The sequence below is a fragment of the Cohnella herbarum genome (assembly GCF_012849095.1).
Taxonomy (GTDB): domain Bacteria; phylum Bacillota; class Bacilli; order Paenibacillales; family Paenibacillaceae; genus Cohnella; species Cohnella herbarum.
In genome coordinates this window covers 2,220,010-2,235,025 of the sequence record NZ_CP051680.1, presented here as the reverse complement: position 1 = coordinate 2,235,025, position 15,016 = coordinate 2,220,010, and the positions used below count along the sequence as shown (strand labels likewise).

The following is a 15,016-nucleotide window of genomic DNA, read 5'->3' as shown; positions in this document are numbered from 1 at the left end:
GCACAATGAATCAGTCTCGGCCGTTATGGGTGCAGTCGGATGGGACGGTGTTATTAGACGAACGGAATCCCGAATACGAACAAACCCGGGATTTCCTAAGGGAAATCGCCGAACTGCGCAAACGTCCGGGCACCTGGCACACCTATTGCGTAACTCCGGTATCACTATGGAACGCGGCGGCAACGGGTTTAAGTTCAAGCGCTGTCCTAAAGCGATTAACCGAGCTGTCGCGATATGCCCTGCCCCGTTCGTTAGAAGACGAAATTCGAGTACATATGAACCGCTACGGTCAAATTCGCTTAAAGGCTTCGGAAGGCGGATTAACGCTTACGACCGAAACTTTAGAATTAATGGAGAAGTTATGCGAATGGGAGAACGTAAGATCCGTATTTGCCGGAACTCCGTCAGGAACAAGCGTTGCGATTCAAGGAGCCTCACGCGGATGGATCAAACGAGAACTGGCGGAATTAGGGTATCCCGTCAAGGATGAAGCAGGTTTTCATAGCGGCGAGGCTCTGAATATGAACCTTCGCGAAATTACGGCAACGGGCAGGCGGATCGAGCTAAGGGACTATCAAAAGGAAGCGGTGGATGCTCTGCTCGGCGATGGCGCGCGAGACGGAGGAAGCGGTGTCGTCGTACTGCCTTGCGGAGCAGGTAAAACATGGGTCGGAATGGCCGCAATCGCAAAATTAAAGTGCGAAACGCTCATTCTGACTCCGAACGGAGTGTCCGTCTCCCAATGGATTTCCGAGCTTCTGAAAAATACGACTTTATCGGAGGATGAGGTAGGAGAATATACGGGACAATCGAAAAACGTGAAACCCGTCACTGTCGCGACCTATCAGGTCCTAACTTACCGGCGCACGAAAGAAGATGACTACCCCCATCTGCAACTATTCGTAAACCGGGATTGGGGGCTCATTATTTACGATGAAGTTCATTTGTTGCCTGCTCCGGTATTTCGTATGACGGCGGATATCCAAGCGACTAGGCGGCTGGGATTAACGGCTACGCTCGTAAGGGAAGACGGCAGGGAAGGCGATGCTTTCGCCTTGATCGGTCCGAAGCGATACGAAATTCCTTGGAAAACGATGGAGAGCCAAGGCTGGATTGCGCAAGCGGCATGTACGGAGGTGAGAGTGTCGCTGGATCCCGGTACCGCGATAACTTATCAAGCGGCGCCTAAGCGCAACCGCCATCGCATCGCAGGGGAAAACCCGCGCAAAGCGGAAGTCGTGAAAGCTTTGCTGAAACGTCATAGCGGCGAGCCGACCTTGATTATCGGACAATATCTGGATCAGCTCCGCGAGTTATCCCGCGAGTTGGACCTTCCATTAATTACGGGAGAGATGCCGCACGGAAGCCGCAAACGGTTATTCGACCAGTTCAATCAGGGGGAAATCGACGTGCTTCTCGTGTCCAAAGTCGCGAACTTTGCCGTCGACCTTCCCGACGCTTCGATTGCCATCCAAATCTCGGGCAGCTACGGTTCGAGGCAGGAGGAGGCGCAACGATTGGGGCGCATTATGCGGCCGAAGCAATCCGGAGCGGGCGCTGCGTTCTATTCGGTAGTCAGCGATGGGACGGATGAAATCGAATTCTCGCGCAATCGAGGGAGATTTTTATTGGAACAAGGGTATCCGTACGCGGTGGATCAATGGGATCGAAATGACAACAAGCTGCCAACAGAGGAGTTGCTCCCATGAACTTAGCGATGTCACTCGAACGATTGCCTGATTCGATCAGAAGGTTGATCGTTGCCGATCCGACAATCACAGCCAGGTACGATCAGGGCGAGAAATTAGAAGAAATTCTCTCCAGTCGGGAATGGGCTGCGGATTGGCTCCGGAGCAATCGGGGATTACCGACGACTCAAGTTCTTAGAACGATATTAATTGGATTCGCTAGCCTGCCGTTTGAGCTTGAATCGGCTTTAAAGCTTATAACCGAGAAGACAGAGCTGACCGGGGCGGAAACGCGTATTGCGGTGGTCAGGCTGCGGAGAGCGGGTATCGTGTTCGCGGTTCGCAAAGCATGGGGCGATCAATTGCTGTACATCCCGACGGATAACATAACGTTATGGCAATCTTTCCTGCTGCCTGTCGATGGCGAGCCTTTGAAGGAAACGGACTCCGATGAGATTAGCTATTGTCCGACGGCATTCCGCTTACCGTTGTCGCTGGAATTGTTGTCCGTATGGCAGGAAATTCAACGACAACCTATCGCATGGACGAACAAGAGCCCTATAAGTCGTTCCATAGTCAACCGATTGACGGATGAGATGCGATTAACTTCCGACGAATTAGTTTGTTTATCGTTGGTTTACCCGCAACAGGATCGAATGCCTCCTCAGGTTGCTTTGGCGCTTGATCTCGGAATACATATCAAAGCTTTGAAGAATGAAGGGAACGTCATTCGCATTTCCGATTCGGGTATAGCCGATTGGTTAACGCATTTGCCCGAATCCGCCGATCGCGAGTTACTGGCTCGAATCGTGATCAGATATGTTTCCGCGTCGCCGGTCATGCATTTAACGTTCTCGGCGCTCTTGACGCTTATGGATAGCAATTGGTATCCCGATAATCGATTAACGATTCTGGATGGAAATGAGGGAGCGATTAACGACGTTTTGAATTTGATGCAATCCTTCGGTTGGTTGGAACGCGGAGATCTTCGAGGACAAGCGGTTTTTCGGTCAAAGCTGCGAATCGGCGATTATTCGAATGGGAAAAATCAAGACATTCAAGACGCAGGACAATGGTTTGTTCAACCGGATGGCGAAATTCTTGTTCCGCCGGAAACGAGCTTGAGGCAAAGATGGGATTTGGCGGAGATAGCGGAAAGAGTGACGGCGGATGCGATATTCGTTTATCGCTTAACCCGATCGTATTGTTTCCAAGCGTTTAATGCCGGTCATTCCGAGCAGTCGATGATTGCTTTTCTGGAAAATGGCTCGGGCGCCCCATTGCCGGAATCGGTCACGAGGTCGATCGGGGATTGGTTTGCGCCGTTGGGAAAAATTCGTTTTCAAGAAACCGTGCTGCTGCGTATGGAAAATTCGTCCGTCGCCGCCGCGCTCCTTCAAGATCCGGATACGGCGGAAATGTTAGGGGAACGGATAAGCGAGCGCGATTTCGTCGTTATGCCATCGGCGCTTAAGAAGTTGCGATCAAGGCTGCACCAAATCGGATACCCGCCGTCGGAACGTCGGCAAACGGAAACGGGCAGTCCCGAAGGGGCAGAGTCGGTAGCGAAAAAGGAAGGCGATACGGAGGGATATACGGAGCCTGGGTGGATCTACGGACGTCAGAGGTTATCCGCATTCGAAGCGGATCGGTCGTTGCCGGCTGTAGAAGAGCTGTTTCCGGGAATGTCGAGCATTCCGGAAGCATGGCTGACGAAGCCAAGGACCTATCATTCCACAACCCGTAAGGAACTGATTCGAAGAGCGATAGATTGGCAAGCTTCCATTCAAGTTGAACGGGACGGTATCGTTCAAACGTTGGTTCCGAAAGACATACGGGAAGACGGGGCGAGATGGGAAGTGGTGGGAGAATGGCGGGTTATACCGAATTCGAGCGACTTCGCGCCGGATGATCGGCGCCGTTCGCGGCAAGCGACCGTCGTGGGTTCGGAGGAAATCGCCGAGGTCATGATTATGCTGCCTTCCTTGGAGGAGCTCGAAACCCATTGACCGGATGTGAGCATTCTGTGTTATTATAATGGGGTATGGCAAAGCCGAAAGGTGAGGTGAGGCCGATGGCCAGCATGACTCAAACCCTCCCTGCGGCAGAACAAGGTGTGATGGAAGCGCCTGCCGATATGGCAATGCTCCTATCTCACGCCTTCGAGCTGGGGGATTTTCTTAAGAATTCCGCTCTAGCCGCGGAATACGCTTATTGGAAAGATAAAGTTCTTCAAGACGCCGAGGTGCAGAGCTTAAGCAAGCAATTCTCCAAAGCGAAAGAGAAATTCACCGAATGCGAAAGGTTCGGAAGATTTCATCCGGATTACAATGCCGCATTGGATCAAGTATACGAGATGGAAAGCCGGCTGGATCAGGTTGAATCCGTGCGGATGTACAAAGCGGCGGAAAGCTCCTTGGACGAACTGCTTAATGATATATCCCGAACGTTGGCGCATGCCGTCTCGGTCAGCATCAAGGTTCCGGACAACAATCCGAATCCGAAAGCATCCGGTTGCGGCAACGGAGGAAGCTGTTCGTGCGGAAGCGGCGGATGCGGTTGATCAGATTTAACAGAACCGGAGGTTAGACATGTTTGCCGAACGGACAGGTTATATCGTATGGTTTAGCGATTCGAAAGCGGCCAAAGGGTTGGACAAATACGGAACGTTGCACTATATGTCCCGCAAGATGCAATACGCCGTAATGTACATGAACGCCGACGTTGCGGAGGAGGCCGTTCGAAATTTGCAGCGATTGCCTTTCGTACGCAAGATCGAACGCTCCTACCGTAACGAAATTAAGACCGAGTATGAGAAGAATGTGCCTGACAAAACTCGGTTTTACGGACTTTAAGGCATTAAACCAATAGGTCGCTCGGAGAACCTCCCGGATAATGGGAGGTTTTCTTCTGAATACAATTACAGTATATGGGATTATTTCCATATCGAGATGGGTATAATAATAATTTGAATTGACGGATAGTTGAAGCGGCTATTAAACTAGTAACAATTCTGAATTAATGCTGTACCTGAAAGAAGCGCTGCCGCTTGAAGGCAGCGAATATCAAACAAATAGAATAGGGGTAACGAAATGAAGAAAAAATGGTTATCAACGATTATGCTTTCCGCAGCTGCTCTGCTAGTCGTCGCAGGGTGCGGAAACAAGGCAGAGAACGGTAATAATGGCGGCGCTTCCACGCCGCCAGCCAGCGAATCGGCTTCTCCATCCGCAAGTGCGCCGGCTTCTAACGCGGAATCCAAAACTTACAAGATCGCGATTTCCCAGATCGTTGAGCATCCATCGTTGGATGCGACCCGTGAAGGCTTTCTCGCAGCGCTGAAAGATGCCGGAATCGTCGACGGAGAAAATCTTAAGGTAGACGTTAATTTTGCTCAAGGAGATCCGACGAACAACTTATCGATTGCCCAGAAAATCGCATCCGATAAAAATGATTTAGTGCTCGGAATCGCGACGCCCTCCGCTTTAGCCATTGCGCAGAACGTAAAAGATACGCCAGTTCTGTTCGCGGCCGTAACAGACCCGCTTGCCGCTAAAATCGTTACAAACCTGGACCAGCCGGGAGGCAACATCTCCGGTGCTTCCGATACGAATCCGGAAGCGATCAAAGAACTGATGAACTTCATAGCTGCTAATTTCCCGGATATAAAAAATGTCGGCGTCGTCATTAACGAAGGCGAAGAAAACGCCGTGGTCATGGCGAAGACGGCAGAAGAAGCATTAGCAGCCCACGATATTAAGCTGGTAAGAGCAGCAGCTGCCAATACATCCGAGGTTAAACAAGCTGTGGATTCGTTAGTCGGCCGCGCGGATGCTATCTATATCACGCTGGATAACACAGTCGTGAGCGCTGTTGAATCGATAATTCAAGTCGCGAACGATAAAAAGATTCCATTCTTCTCCAGCGACAGAGATACCGTAGAGAAGGGCGCGTTTGCAACAGTAGGCTTTAAATATTTCGATCATGGTTACCAAGTCGGTCAGATGGCCGTCGAAATTTTGAAAAATGGCAAGAAACCGGCTGAAATGAAAGTTACCGTTCCGGATAAGCTGGATTTGATTCTAAATCTTAAAGCCGCCGAGGCTCAGGGGATTACGGTTACGGATGCGATGAAGGATCAAGTTAAGGACAAAGAAACGAATATCATTCAGTAATTGGAATTGGAGTGAGCGACTCCCGTCGTTTACTCCAATTTTCTCTGTAGGAGGCTAACCATGCTGGATTCAATTTATGGGGCTATTGCGCTGGGTCTTCTGTTTGCTTTAATGGCTCTCGGGGTCTATATCACCTTCCGTATTTTAGATTTTCCCGATTTAACCGTTGATGGTAGCTTCGCTACAGGCGGTGCGATTGCGGCGATTCTGATTACGCACGGGTATCACCCGGCTATTGCTACCTTGGCTGCGTTCGCTGGCGGCCTTGTTGCTGGCGCATGCACAGGTCTTCTGCATACGAAAGGGAAAGTGAACGGATTATTGGCGGGTATCATAATGATGATAGCCCTATATTCCATTAATATTAGAATTATGGGTGGGAAACCCAATATTTCAGTAGTGAATACTGAAACCTTATTGTCGCCGATCATGAAGCCGATCGGATTGTTTATTCTTGTTTCTGCTATTGCAGTCATTATCGTGAAGCTATTGTTAGACGCATTCCTGCATACGGATGTAGGCCTCGCGCTAAGAGCGACTGGAGACAATGCCGGAATGATTCGTAGCTTCGGCGCTAACACCGATCTGACGAAGGTTCTAGGCGTTAGCTTATCCAATGGATTGGTAGCGGTTTCCGGAGCGTTGATTGCCCAACAGGGAGGCTTCGCCGATATTACGATGGGGGTTGGAATGATTGTCATCGGATTGGCTTCGGTCATTATCGGCGAGGCAATCTTCGGCACTAGAACCGTATTCATCGCTACGCTGGCGGTCGTGCTCGGATCGATCGTATACCGTATCGTTATCGCGTTGGCGCTTAGGGTCGAATTGTTCAGAGCCTCGGATTTGAAGCTTGTCACTGCCCTTATCGTTATCATCGCGCTCGTCGTACCGTATGTGCGGCGCATGATGAAGCAGAAGAAATTGGCGCGCAAGCGCACGATAGAGCTTACGGCAACGCTAGCCTCGGGTAAAGGAGGCAAAGTCTAATGCTGGATTTGGTAAACGTATCCAAATTGTTTAACCCCGGAACTTTGGATGAGAAGATTGCATTAATGGATGCGACACTGCGATTTAAACCCGGCGATTTCGTGACCGTGATCGGGAGCAATGGTGCCGGTAAGTCTACTTTAATGAATATCATCTCGGGCGTAATGAAGCCGGATATCGGCAAAGTGTTAATCGAAGGCAATGAGATTCAGCACATTCCCGAGCATAAAAGAAGCCGTTGGATCGGACGGGTATTCCAGGATCCGATGGCGGGTACGGCTCCGCGGATGACCATTGAAGAAAATTTAACCATGGCCTATAAGCGGGGCAAGAGTAGAGGGTTAGCCTGGGGAGCGACATCCGCCAAGCGGCAGTTGTTTCGCGAGCAGCTCTCTCGTCTCGGTATCGGCTTGGAAAATCGGATGAGCGCCAAAGTCGGGTTATTGTCCGGAGGAGAACGTCAAGCGCTAAGCTTGCTGATGGCTACGTTCACGAAGCCGCAGATTCTGCTTCTCGACGAGCATACGGCGGCGCTGGATCCGGCCCGGGCGGAGTTGATTACCCGACTGACGGAAGAAATCGTTCGGGAAATGAAGCTGACGACGCTCATGGTCACCCACAACATGGAGCAAGCGATCCGGTTAGGTAACCGTTTGATCATGATGGATAAAGGCCGCATTATTCTAGACATTACGGAGCAACGCAAACAAAGCTTAACCGTCGCGCAATTATTAGGAGAATTCGAGAGGATCAGCGGACATCAATTGTCGGACGATCGGATCGTACTCGGATAATTGCGTTACTAACCAGATCGCCGGAAGTTCTCGGCGATCTTTTGTACATTATTGATAATCGATGAATAGTTATTCGACTAAGATCAAAGAAACGATGATATAAATAATATTATCCAAATTTCGGTATTAAAGGAGTAGTTTTATTTTATTGTTGAATCATCGGGAATAAATGCGGTAAAATGAACTTAAGTTCCTAGGAAACATTTGGAGATCTATGAGTCATTGGACCTAATATCGGGAAGGGGATAGCCCGGTGAAGGATAAACATACGGAGCGTTGGAATACTTACGAACCCTTCCATGTCATTCTTGGGGATAAGAAGGTTGCCGATATCATCATCACCAATCACGCCCGGACGAGATGGACGGATCGGGTTGAAAGCGACAGAACCGGTTATTCCGATATTGCCGAGTTTATGTGGGAATGTTTGAAGGACGGCCGGATCGTTTCCTATTACCGGAACGAACAAGACGTATATACGATCGATGACGATCTTGTCTTTGTTGCGGAATTTGCCGTAAGCGAGACGGACACCGATCTGCTCGGCAATCCCCTGCACAAAATGATCGTCGTAACTTTCCTGGGAAGAATGTCGGAAACGATGGAATTGCGCGATTTGAAAACCTATTATTCTTGGCTACGTCATTCTAGGCGAATGACGCTCATTAAAAACAATCGTAAACGCCGTTAAGGCATTCCCATACACAGCAGCCGGGTAGGAGGGTTAACCTCGCCCGGCTGTTCGTCTTTTCGACGTACTTAAAACCTGACTTTTAGAACACATACTTATGGTATAATTCGATATAAATAATCGGACGGAAGGCGGGATAAAGTGGCGCTGAACGTACATCAACTGCATATCTTTTACACGGTCGCGGAACGCGGAAGCTTCTCGGCCGCAGCCCAAGCATTGCACATGACTCAACCTGCCGTCACGATGCAAGTACAAGCGCTCGAGGAGCGATTCGGAACGAAACTGCTAAATCGGACGACCAAGAAGCTAGTGTTGACGGAAGCCGGCCACCGGTTGTTGCCGCAGGCTCGTAAAGCGGTTGAACTTATGCGGGACACGGACGAGATGATGATTAAATTCATCGAGGAGTTGAAAGGGCGACTGCAATTCGCGGCCAGCTTGACGATTGGAGAATATGTTCTGCCGAGGTTGCTCGGCCCTTTTTTGCGGAAGTTTCCGGAAGTTTCCGTCGACATGAAAGTGATGAATACGACGGAAATCATTGAGGCCGTCGCTAACCAAGGCTTGGATTTCGGCATTATCGAAGCCCCTTGCGATGTGGCCGGATTCGACGCGGAGCCGGTTATGGATGACGAGTTGATGCTGATTACTCCCGCGAATCATCCTTTCGCTTATCGGGACGAGGTAACGCTAGAAGAGGTTATTCGCGAGCCGATGGTGTTACGCGAGAAAGGTTCGGGAACCCGGCAGATTATGGAGGATGAGCTGCTTCGTCATGGAATCAGCGAAGAGAATCTTCGGGTCGTGAGCGAATTCGGCAGCACGGGCGCGGTGAAGTCGGCGGTAGAAGCAGGACTGGGTTTGTCTTTGCTTTCCGTATGGACGATTAAACATGAGCTCTCGTTGGGACTCTTAAAACCCGTAAAAATCTCCGGCGTTCGTTTCACGCGTCAATTTTATGCGGTGCGACTGCAGTCCTCGTTGCTCCCGATGCCGGCAGCAGCGCTTTTACACGATCTGAGGGAGCTGTCCCATGAATAAAGTAGATTTGCATACCCATACGACGGCTTCGGACGGGATGTTCCCACCTGCGATGAATGTAAAGCTAGCGAAGGAAGCCGGGTTGTCGGGTCTGGCAATAACGGATCACGATACGGTAGCGGGAGTTCCGGAAGCGTTGTTAGCCGGAGCGGAGCTTGGCATCGCTGTCGTGCCGGGAGTAGAGATCAGCACATCGGAACAGGGGAAAGACATCCATATTCTCGGGTATGGAATCTCTATCGACGATCCCGAACTCTTATTGCGCCTTCAAGCTCTAAGAAATACGAGAAATCGCAGAAACGAGGAAATATTGACGAAGCTTGCGGAACTCGACATGCGAGTCACTCTCGAGGAACTGGAATCCGCTGCGGGCAAGTCCAGTAAGAAGGAAGGTTCGATCGGCAGACCGCATATTGCTCGGGCATTGATGGACAAAGGCTACGTAACCGATATTAGAGAAGCCTTCGATCGCTATCTCGGCGAGGGCATGCCGGCTTATGCGAATTTGGCGCGAATTGCCCCCGTTGAAGCGATCCGGTGGATTCACGATGCGGGAGGTATCGCCATTATCGCCCATCCGGGTCTTTACGATATGGACGAGCTTGTGCTCACGTTATTGGATACCGGGGAGGCGGACGGATTGGAAGCCTTCCACTCGAATCATGATCGCGAGATGGAGCAACGTTATGCGAAATGGGCGGCAGGTCGCGGCAAGATGGCGACCGGCGGATCCGATTTTCACGGAATTAAGGATGGGGTTTCTTTTCACGGCGCGCTCGGAAGTCGGTGGACGGATGCGGATATCGTAAATAGGCTAATAATGACGAAATAATAAAAGCGGCTGAACAGGAGGTTCCTGTCAGCCGCTTTCGTTATTTCACTGTCGAAGGCATCTGTTGGACAAGGCTTTCGTCCGGAGTCACGAACAGCGTCTTCTGCCCGTCGTAGATGACGAAGCCGGGTTTGGCCCCGTTCGGCTTGCGGACATTGCGAATGCGGGTATAATCGACCGGAACGCTGCTGGAAGCTCGGCCTTTGGAGTAATAGGCAGCCAATACGGCGGCTTCGCGCAAAGTATCATCTCCGTATTCCGTGCCGCGAATCAATACATGGGAGCCCGGAATATCTTTCGTATGCAGCCACGTATCCGTAGACATCCCTAACCGGTTGGTAACGTAATCGTTCTGCGTATTGTTTTTCCCGACATAGATCGGAATTCCTTCGCTTGAAGTGTAACAGAGAATGGAAGGGGCATCTTTCTTTTTCTTCTTCATCCCTTTTCTTAAACCGCGTTCCCGGATGTATCCTTGCTCGATCAGTTCCTCGCGGATTTCTCCGATATCGTTCGGCGTAGCCGACTCGAGTCCTTGCAGGACGGACGCCAAATATTCTATTTCCGTTCTCGTGGATTCCATTTGCTCGGTTACGATCGCCCTGCTGTTCTTCTGCTTATTGTACTTGCGGAAATACCGCTGGGCATTCTCGTTCGGCGTCAGAAGCGGATCGAGGGCAATGGTCACCATTGGTTGCTCCTCCTCGTAATAATCGACGACGTCCACGGTTTTATCGCCGCGTTTGAACGCGTGCAAATGCGCGGTAAGCAATTCGCCCATTCGGCGAACGAGATCGGCTTCCTCCGCTTCCTTGAGCGTATCTTGCAGCTTTAGAAGCTTCTTCTCGTTTTTCGCCATTTCATTGAGCAGGAACCGGTTCAAATCCGTCGTCCGTTGCCGGACCAAATCACGGGAAGCTTTGTCTCTATAGAAAATTTCAAGGCATTGATGCATCGAGTCGAAAGCTTGCGCCTCGCCTTTCGCATGAGTCAACGAAACGGCCGAGAACAAAGCCTTGCCATCCTCCGACAGGACGATATTCGGCTCGTATTCATGCCCCGATACCTGCTTCATCATTTGGTCGAAAACCGTCCAAGGCTCTTGCCGCTGAGTTGCCGCCCGGTAAGCAATCTCGCGGGTAACGAGAGGACTCAGCCCGGTATAGGCATGAAGAAGGGCGCCGGAGACGGCATTCTCGTCGGTTATTCGATTCGCGGGAGGAACGGAAGCCATCGTTGCTTCGAAACTAGACATAGTAGCGTCTAGCGGATTGACTTTGTCTTGGGACGGCGGCGAAACATACGCGCTTCCGGGCAATACGACCCGGTAGCTGCTAATAGCCGGCGTAACGTGCCGAATCCCGTCGTGGATAATGCCGGTTGCCGGATCGAGCAAGATTAAGTTGCTATGGCGCCCCATGATTTCCAGAACGATCGTTTTGAACGAGGAGTCCCCCAATTCGTCGCGGTGGCGCACGTCGATTTCGACGATTCGCTCCAGACCGACTTGACGGACGGCTTCGATGACCCCGCCTTCGCAATATTTACGCAATAACATGCAGAACATCGGGGGCTCCTGAGGATTCGCCCACGGTTGTTCGGTCCAATGAATGCGCGGCATGGAGGGGTGCGCGGATAATAACAATTTGCCGTTTACGCCCTGTCCTCTAATATGCAGGATCAGTTCGTTGTCCGTAGGTTGATATATTTTATGAATGCGAGCTTTGACGCTTGCTTGAAGCTCGTGTACGAGCGCTCGGGTAACGATTCCATCCAATGACATAGCCGTGTCTCCTGTCGCATCGCTTGGGATGCGCGATTTTCTGTCTTCCTATGATGCCATACATCGTAACAAAGGGAAAGCTTTGCTCGCGGAAAGGGACAACCAAGCGGGATATTTCCCGGCTTGTCTGAATACATATAGGGCATAAATGCGGATAAGGCGGAAGGGGATGACCACAGTGGAAGGAAAGGCATGGCACCAGTTAAGCGAGGAACAGTTGCTTGAGACGTTGGGCACTCATATTACGAAAGGACTTTCACCGGAAGAAGCGTCCAATCGATTGCAGGCGCTAGGGCCTAATGAGCTTGCGGAGAAGAAGGGAGAATCTCCCCTTAAGCTTCTGCTTAATCAGTTTAAGGATTTTATGGTGCTCGTATTGCTTGGCGCGACCGTAATCTCAGGATTGCTTGGGGAAATGCTGGACGCCCTGACGATCGTGGCGATTATATTGATCAACGGTATTCTCGGTTTCTATCAGGAGTTTCGCGCCGAACGATCGCTTCGCGCGTTGAAGGAACTGTCCGCTCCTTCGGCTAAAGTCATTCGCGACGGACAGTATCATCATATCCCCGCACGGGATCTCGTAGCGGGAGATATCGTTCTCCTCGAGAGCGGAGATCGGGTTCCGGCCGATCTTCGTTTCGTCGAATGCAACGAATGTTCGATCGACGAGGCCGCGCTAACGGGAGAATCGGTGCCGGTCGTCAAGGAAGCGACTCGAATCATAGCGGCCGAACTGCCTCTCGGAGATCGGAAAAACTGCGGGTATCTCGGAACGATGGTAACGAGGGGAACGGCTAAAGGTATCGTAACGGTTACAGGGATGCAGACGGAGATGGGGAAAATCGCCGATCTGATCCAGCAGACGGAAGAAGCGGATACGCCGTTGCAGCATCGGCTCGAGCAACTGGGTAAAATTCTGATCATCGTGGCGATAATTCTGACGATCGTAGTGGTGCTAGCCGGGATTTTGCACGGACAACCGATGTACGAAATGTTCCTCGCGGGCGTGAGCTTAGCGGTTGCCGCGATTCCCGAAGGCTTGCCGGCCATCGTAACGATCGCCCTCGCGCTCGGGGTACAGCGAATGATCAAACGAAGGGCGATCGTGCGCAAGCTCCCTTCCGTCGAGACGTTAGGCTGCGCATCCGTCATCTGCTCGGACAAAACCGGAACGCTGACGCAAAATAAAATGACGGTAACGCAGCTGTGGCTGGGCGGCAGATCGATCGAGGTTACCGGAGAAGGGTACGAGCCGGTCGGCATGCTTCGCGAGTCCGGCAAAGGCATCGACGCGAAAGGGGATCCGTCTCTGCGCAGGCTGACCCAGATCGCGGCTCTATGCAACAATTCGGATCTATCGCAGCAGGAGAAAACGGAAGATCCGAAGAAACGCAAACCAGGCAAAGCCGAACAAGTCGGAGGCGAACCGCTGGAGTGGAAAATCAAAGGCGATCCTACGGAAGGGGCTTTGCTCGTACTCGCGGCCAAAACCGGAATGGTCAAATCCGCGTTGCAAGCCTTGTATACCAGGGTCAAGGAATTTCCGTTCGACGCGGAGCGCAAAAGAATGTCCGTTCTCGTCTCGCATCAAGGCGGGAAGCTGATCTGCACGAAGGGAGCGCCGGATCTGCTTGTCGGACAATGCTCCTATGTTCTATGGGGCGATCAAGTCGTTCCGTTTACGGGTACTTTGAAGCAGAAGGTGCTGACGGCGAACGAAGCGATGGCTCGAGAATCTTTGCGTGTCCTAGGTTTAGCTTACCGGGAAGTCAAGTCATACGACGAATGCGGCAACTACGAGCAAGCCGAAACCGGCCTGATCTTCGTCGGGTTGACGGGAATGATGGATCCTCCGCGGAGAGAGGTCAAGGAAGCCATCCACAAATGCCGCCAAGCGGGCATCAAGACGGTCATGATCACAGGGGATCACGGCATTACGGCGGAAGCGATCGCGAAGACGTTAGGGATTATCGGACGCAACGGCAGAGTCGTGACGGGAACGCAGTTGTCGGCCATGAACGATGAAGAATTGGAGCAAATCGCCGACGAAGTACAGGTATATGCGCGGGTATCTCCCGAACATAAGCTCAGAATCGTTCAAGCGTTGCAGCGGCGCGGTCACGTCGTCGCGATGACGGGAGACGGCGTGAACGACGCTCCGGCGGTGAAAGCGGCGGATATCGGCATCGCGATGGGGATTACGGGTACCGACGTAACGAAGGAAGCATCCGCGCTCGTCCTCGCGGACGACAATTTCTCCAGCATCGTCGCCGCGGTAGAGGAAGGTCGCGGAATTTACGAGAATATTCGCAAGTTCATCCGTTATCTTCTCGCATCCAACGTCGGAGAGATCATGACGATGTTCATGGCGATGATGGCAGGTCTTCCGTTGCCGCTTGTGCCGATTCAGATTTTATGGGTGAATCTGGTCACGGACGGACTGCCGGCCATGGCGCTCGGCGTCGACCAAGCGGAGAGCGATCTCATGCAGCATAAGCCGCGCTCCGCCAAAGAAAACATCTTCGCCAGACGTCTTGGCTGGAAGATTATCAGCCGCGGCATTCTGATCGGCGTATGTACGCTGGGCGCATTCATCGTCGCTCTGAAAGCGGGAGCCGGACATCCGCAGCAGCTCATTCACGCGCAAACCGTTGCTTTCGCGACGTTAGTCATGGCGCAGCTCATTCACGTATTCGATTGCCGCAGCTCCCGTTCGATCTTCCATCGCAAGCTGCTGGAGAACAAGTTCCTCGTGCTGGCCGTGCTGTCATCGCTAGTGCTTATGCTCGCGGTTCTATATGTACAACCCTTGCAGCCGGTATTCAAAACCGTTCCTCTAGATCTGCGCGATTGGGCGCTGGTTCTTGTCGCGGCAGGCATTCCAACGTTCGCGATGGGAATCGGAAGCGTGCTCGGCACGTCGAAGCAGAAGAAAGGCGGCAAGATCACGTTCGGTGGAAATTCCGCTCCTCCAACGATGGCGAGATAAGACGAACAGCCCCGCGCCGAATAAACC

Annotated in this window: 12 protein-coding genes; 11 read left to right on the top strand and 1 reads right to left on the bottom strand. The window is 51.8% G+C overall.

Annotated elements, in window-relative coordinates; translation table 11 throughout:
* The first annotated feature begins 5 nt into the window (after positions 1-5).
* The 10 genes from HH215_RS10055 (at position 6) to HH215_RS10010 (ending at position 10,214) form a co-directional block, all read left to right on the top strand.
* Entirely contained in the window at positions 6-1,709 is a 1,704-nt protein-coding gene (locus tag HH215_RS10055) for a DNA repair helicase XPB (RefSeq protein WP_169279781.1), read from the top strand.
* Positions 1,706-3,697: a helicase-associated domain-containing protein gene (locus HH215_RS10050; RefSeq protein ID WP_169279780.1), complete on the top strand. Its 1,992-nt coding sequence runs from the start codon at positions 1,706-1,708 to the stop codon at positions 3,695-3,697. Before HH215_RS10055 ends, HH215_RS10050 begins: the two co-directional genes overlap by 4 nt.
* A 65-nt stretch (positions 3,698-3,762) precedes the next feature.
* Positions 3,763-4,251, top strand: a complete 489-nt coding sequence (locus HH215_RS10045) for a YlbF/YmcA family competence regulator (RefSeq protein WP_169279779.1) — start codon at positions 3,763-3,765, stop codon at positions 4,249-4,251.
* A 28-nt stretch (positions 4,252-4,279) separates the two neighbouring features.
* Positions 4,280-4,543, top strand: coding sequence for a YlbG family protein (locus tag HH215_RS10040; protein ID WP_135150394.1), 264 nt, complete (start codon positions 4,280-4,282; stop codon positions 4,541-4,543).
* A gap of 237 nt (positions 4,544-4,780) precedes the next feature.
* The gene (locus HH215_RS10035; RefSeq protein WP_169279778.1) at positions 4,781-5,863 is read left to right on the top strand and encodes an ABC transporter substrate-binding protein; all 1,083 of its coding nucleotides are present in this window, start codon (positions 4,781-4,783) and stop codon (positions 5,861-5,863) included.
* Positions 5,864-5,923: 60 nt separating this feature from the next.
* Entirely contained in the window at positions 5,924-6,853 is a 930-nt protein-coding gene (locus HH215_RS10030) for an ABC transporter permease (RefSeq protein ID WP_169279777.1), read from the top strand.
* Positions 6,853-7,647 carry an ABC transporter ATP-binding protein gene (locus HH215_RS10025; RefSeq protein ID WP_169279776.1) on the top strand — a complete coding sequence of 265 codons (795 nt, stop codon included), beginning with the start codon at positions 6,853-6,855 and terminating at the stop codon, positions 7,645-7,647. The genes HH215_RS10030 and HH215_RS10025 overlap by 1 nt, the downstream gene beginning before the upstream one ends.
* A gap of 253 nt (positions 7,648-7,900) precedes the next feature.
* Positions 7,901-8,338 (top strand): hypothetical protein, encoded by a 438-nt coding sequence (locus HH215_RS10020; RefSeq protein ID WP_169279775.1) that lies wholly within the window; start codon positions 7,901-7,903, stop codon positions 8,336-8,338.
* A gap of 141 nt (positions 8,339-8,479) precedes the next feature.
* Positions 8,480-9,382, top strand: coding sequence for a LysR substrate-binding domain-containing protein (locus HH215_RS10015; RefSeq protein WP_169279774.1), 903 nt, complete (start codon positions 8,480-8,482; stop codon positions 9,380-9,382).
* On the top strand, positions 9,375-10,214 hold the full coding sequence (locus HH215_RS10010) for a PHP domain-containing protein (protein ID WP_169279773.1): 840 nt from the start codon (positions 9,375-9,377) through the stop codon (positions 10,212-10,214). The genes HH215_RS10015 and HH215_RS10010 overlap by 8 nt, the downstream gene beginning before the upstream one ends.
* Positions 10,215-10,254: 40 nt before the next feature.
* Here HH215_RS10010 and HH215_RS10005 read toward each other — a convergent pair whose 3' ends face one another.
* Positions 10,255-11,997 (bottom strand): Rqc2 family fibronectin-binding protein, encoded by a 1,743-nt coding sequence (locus HH215_RS10005; RefSeq protein WP_169279772.1) that lies wholly within the window; start codon positions 11,995-11,997, stop codon positions 10,255-10,257.
* 178 nt (positions 11,998-12,175) lie between these two features.
* Here HH215_RS10005 and HH215_RS10000 point away from each other — a divergent pair, with 178 nt between their 5' ends.
* Positions 12,176-14,989, top strand: a complete 2,814-nt coding sequence (locus tag HH215_RS10000) for a calcium-translocating P-type ATPase, SERCA-type (protein WP_169284316.1) — start codon at positions 12,176-12,178, stop codon at positions 14,987-14,989.
* The last annotated feature ends 27 nt before the right edge of the window (positions 14,990-15,016 follow it).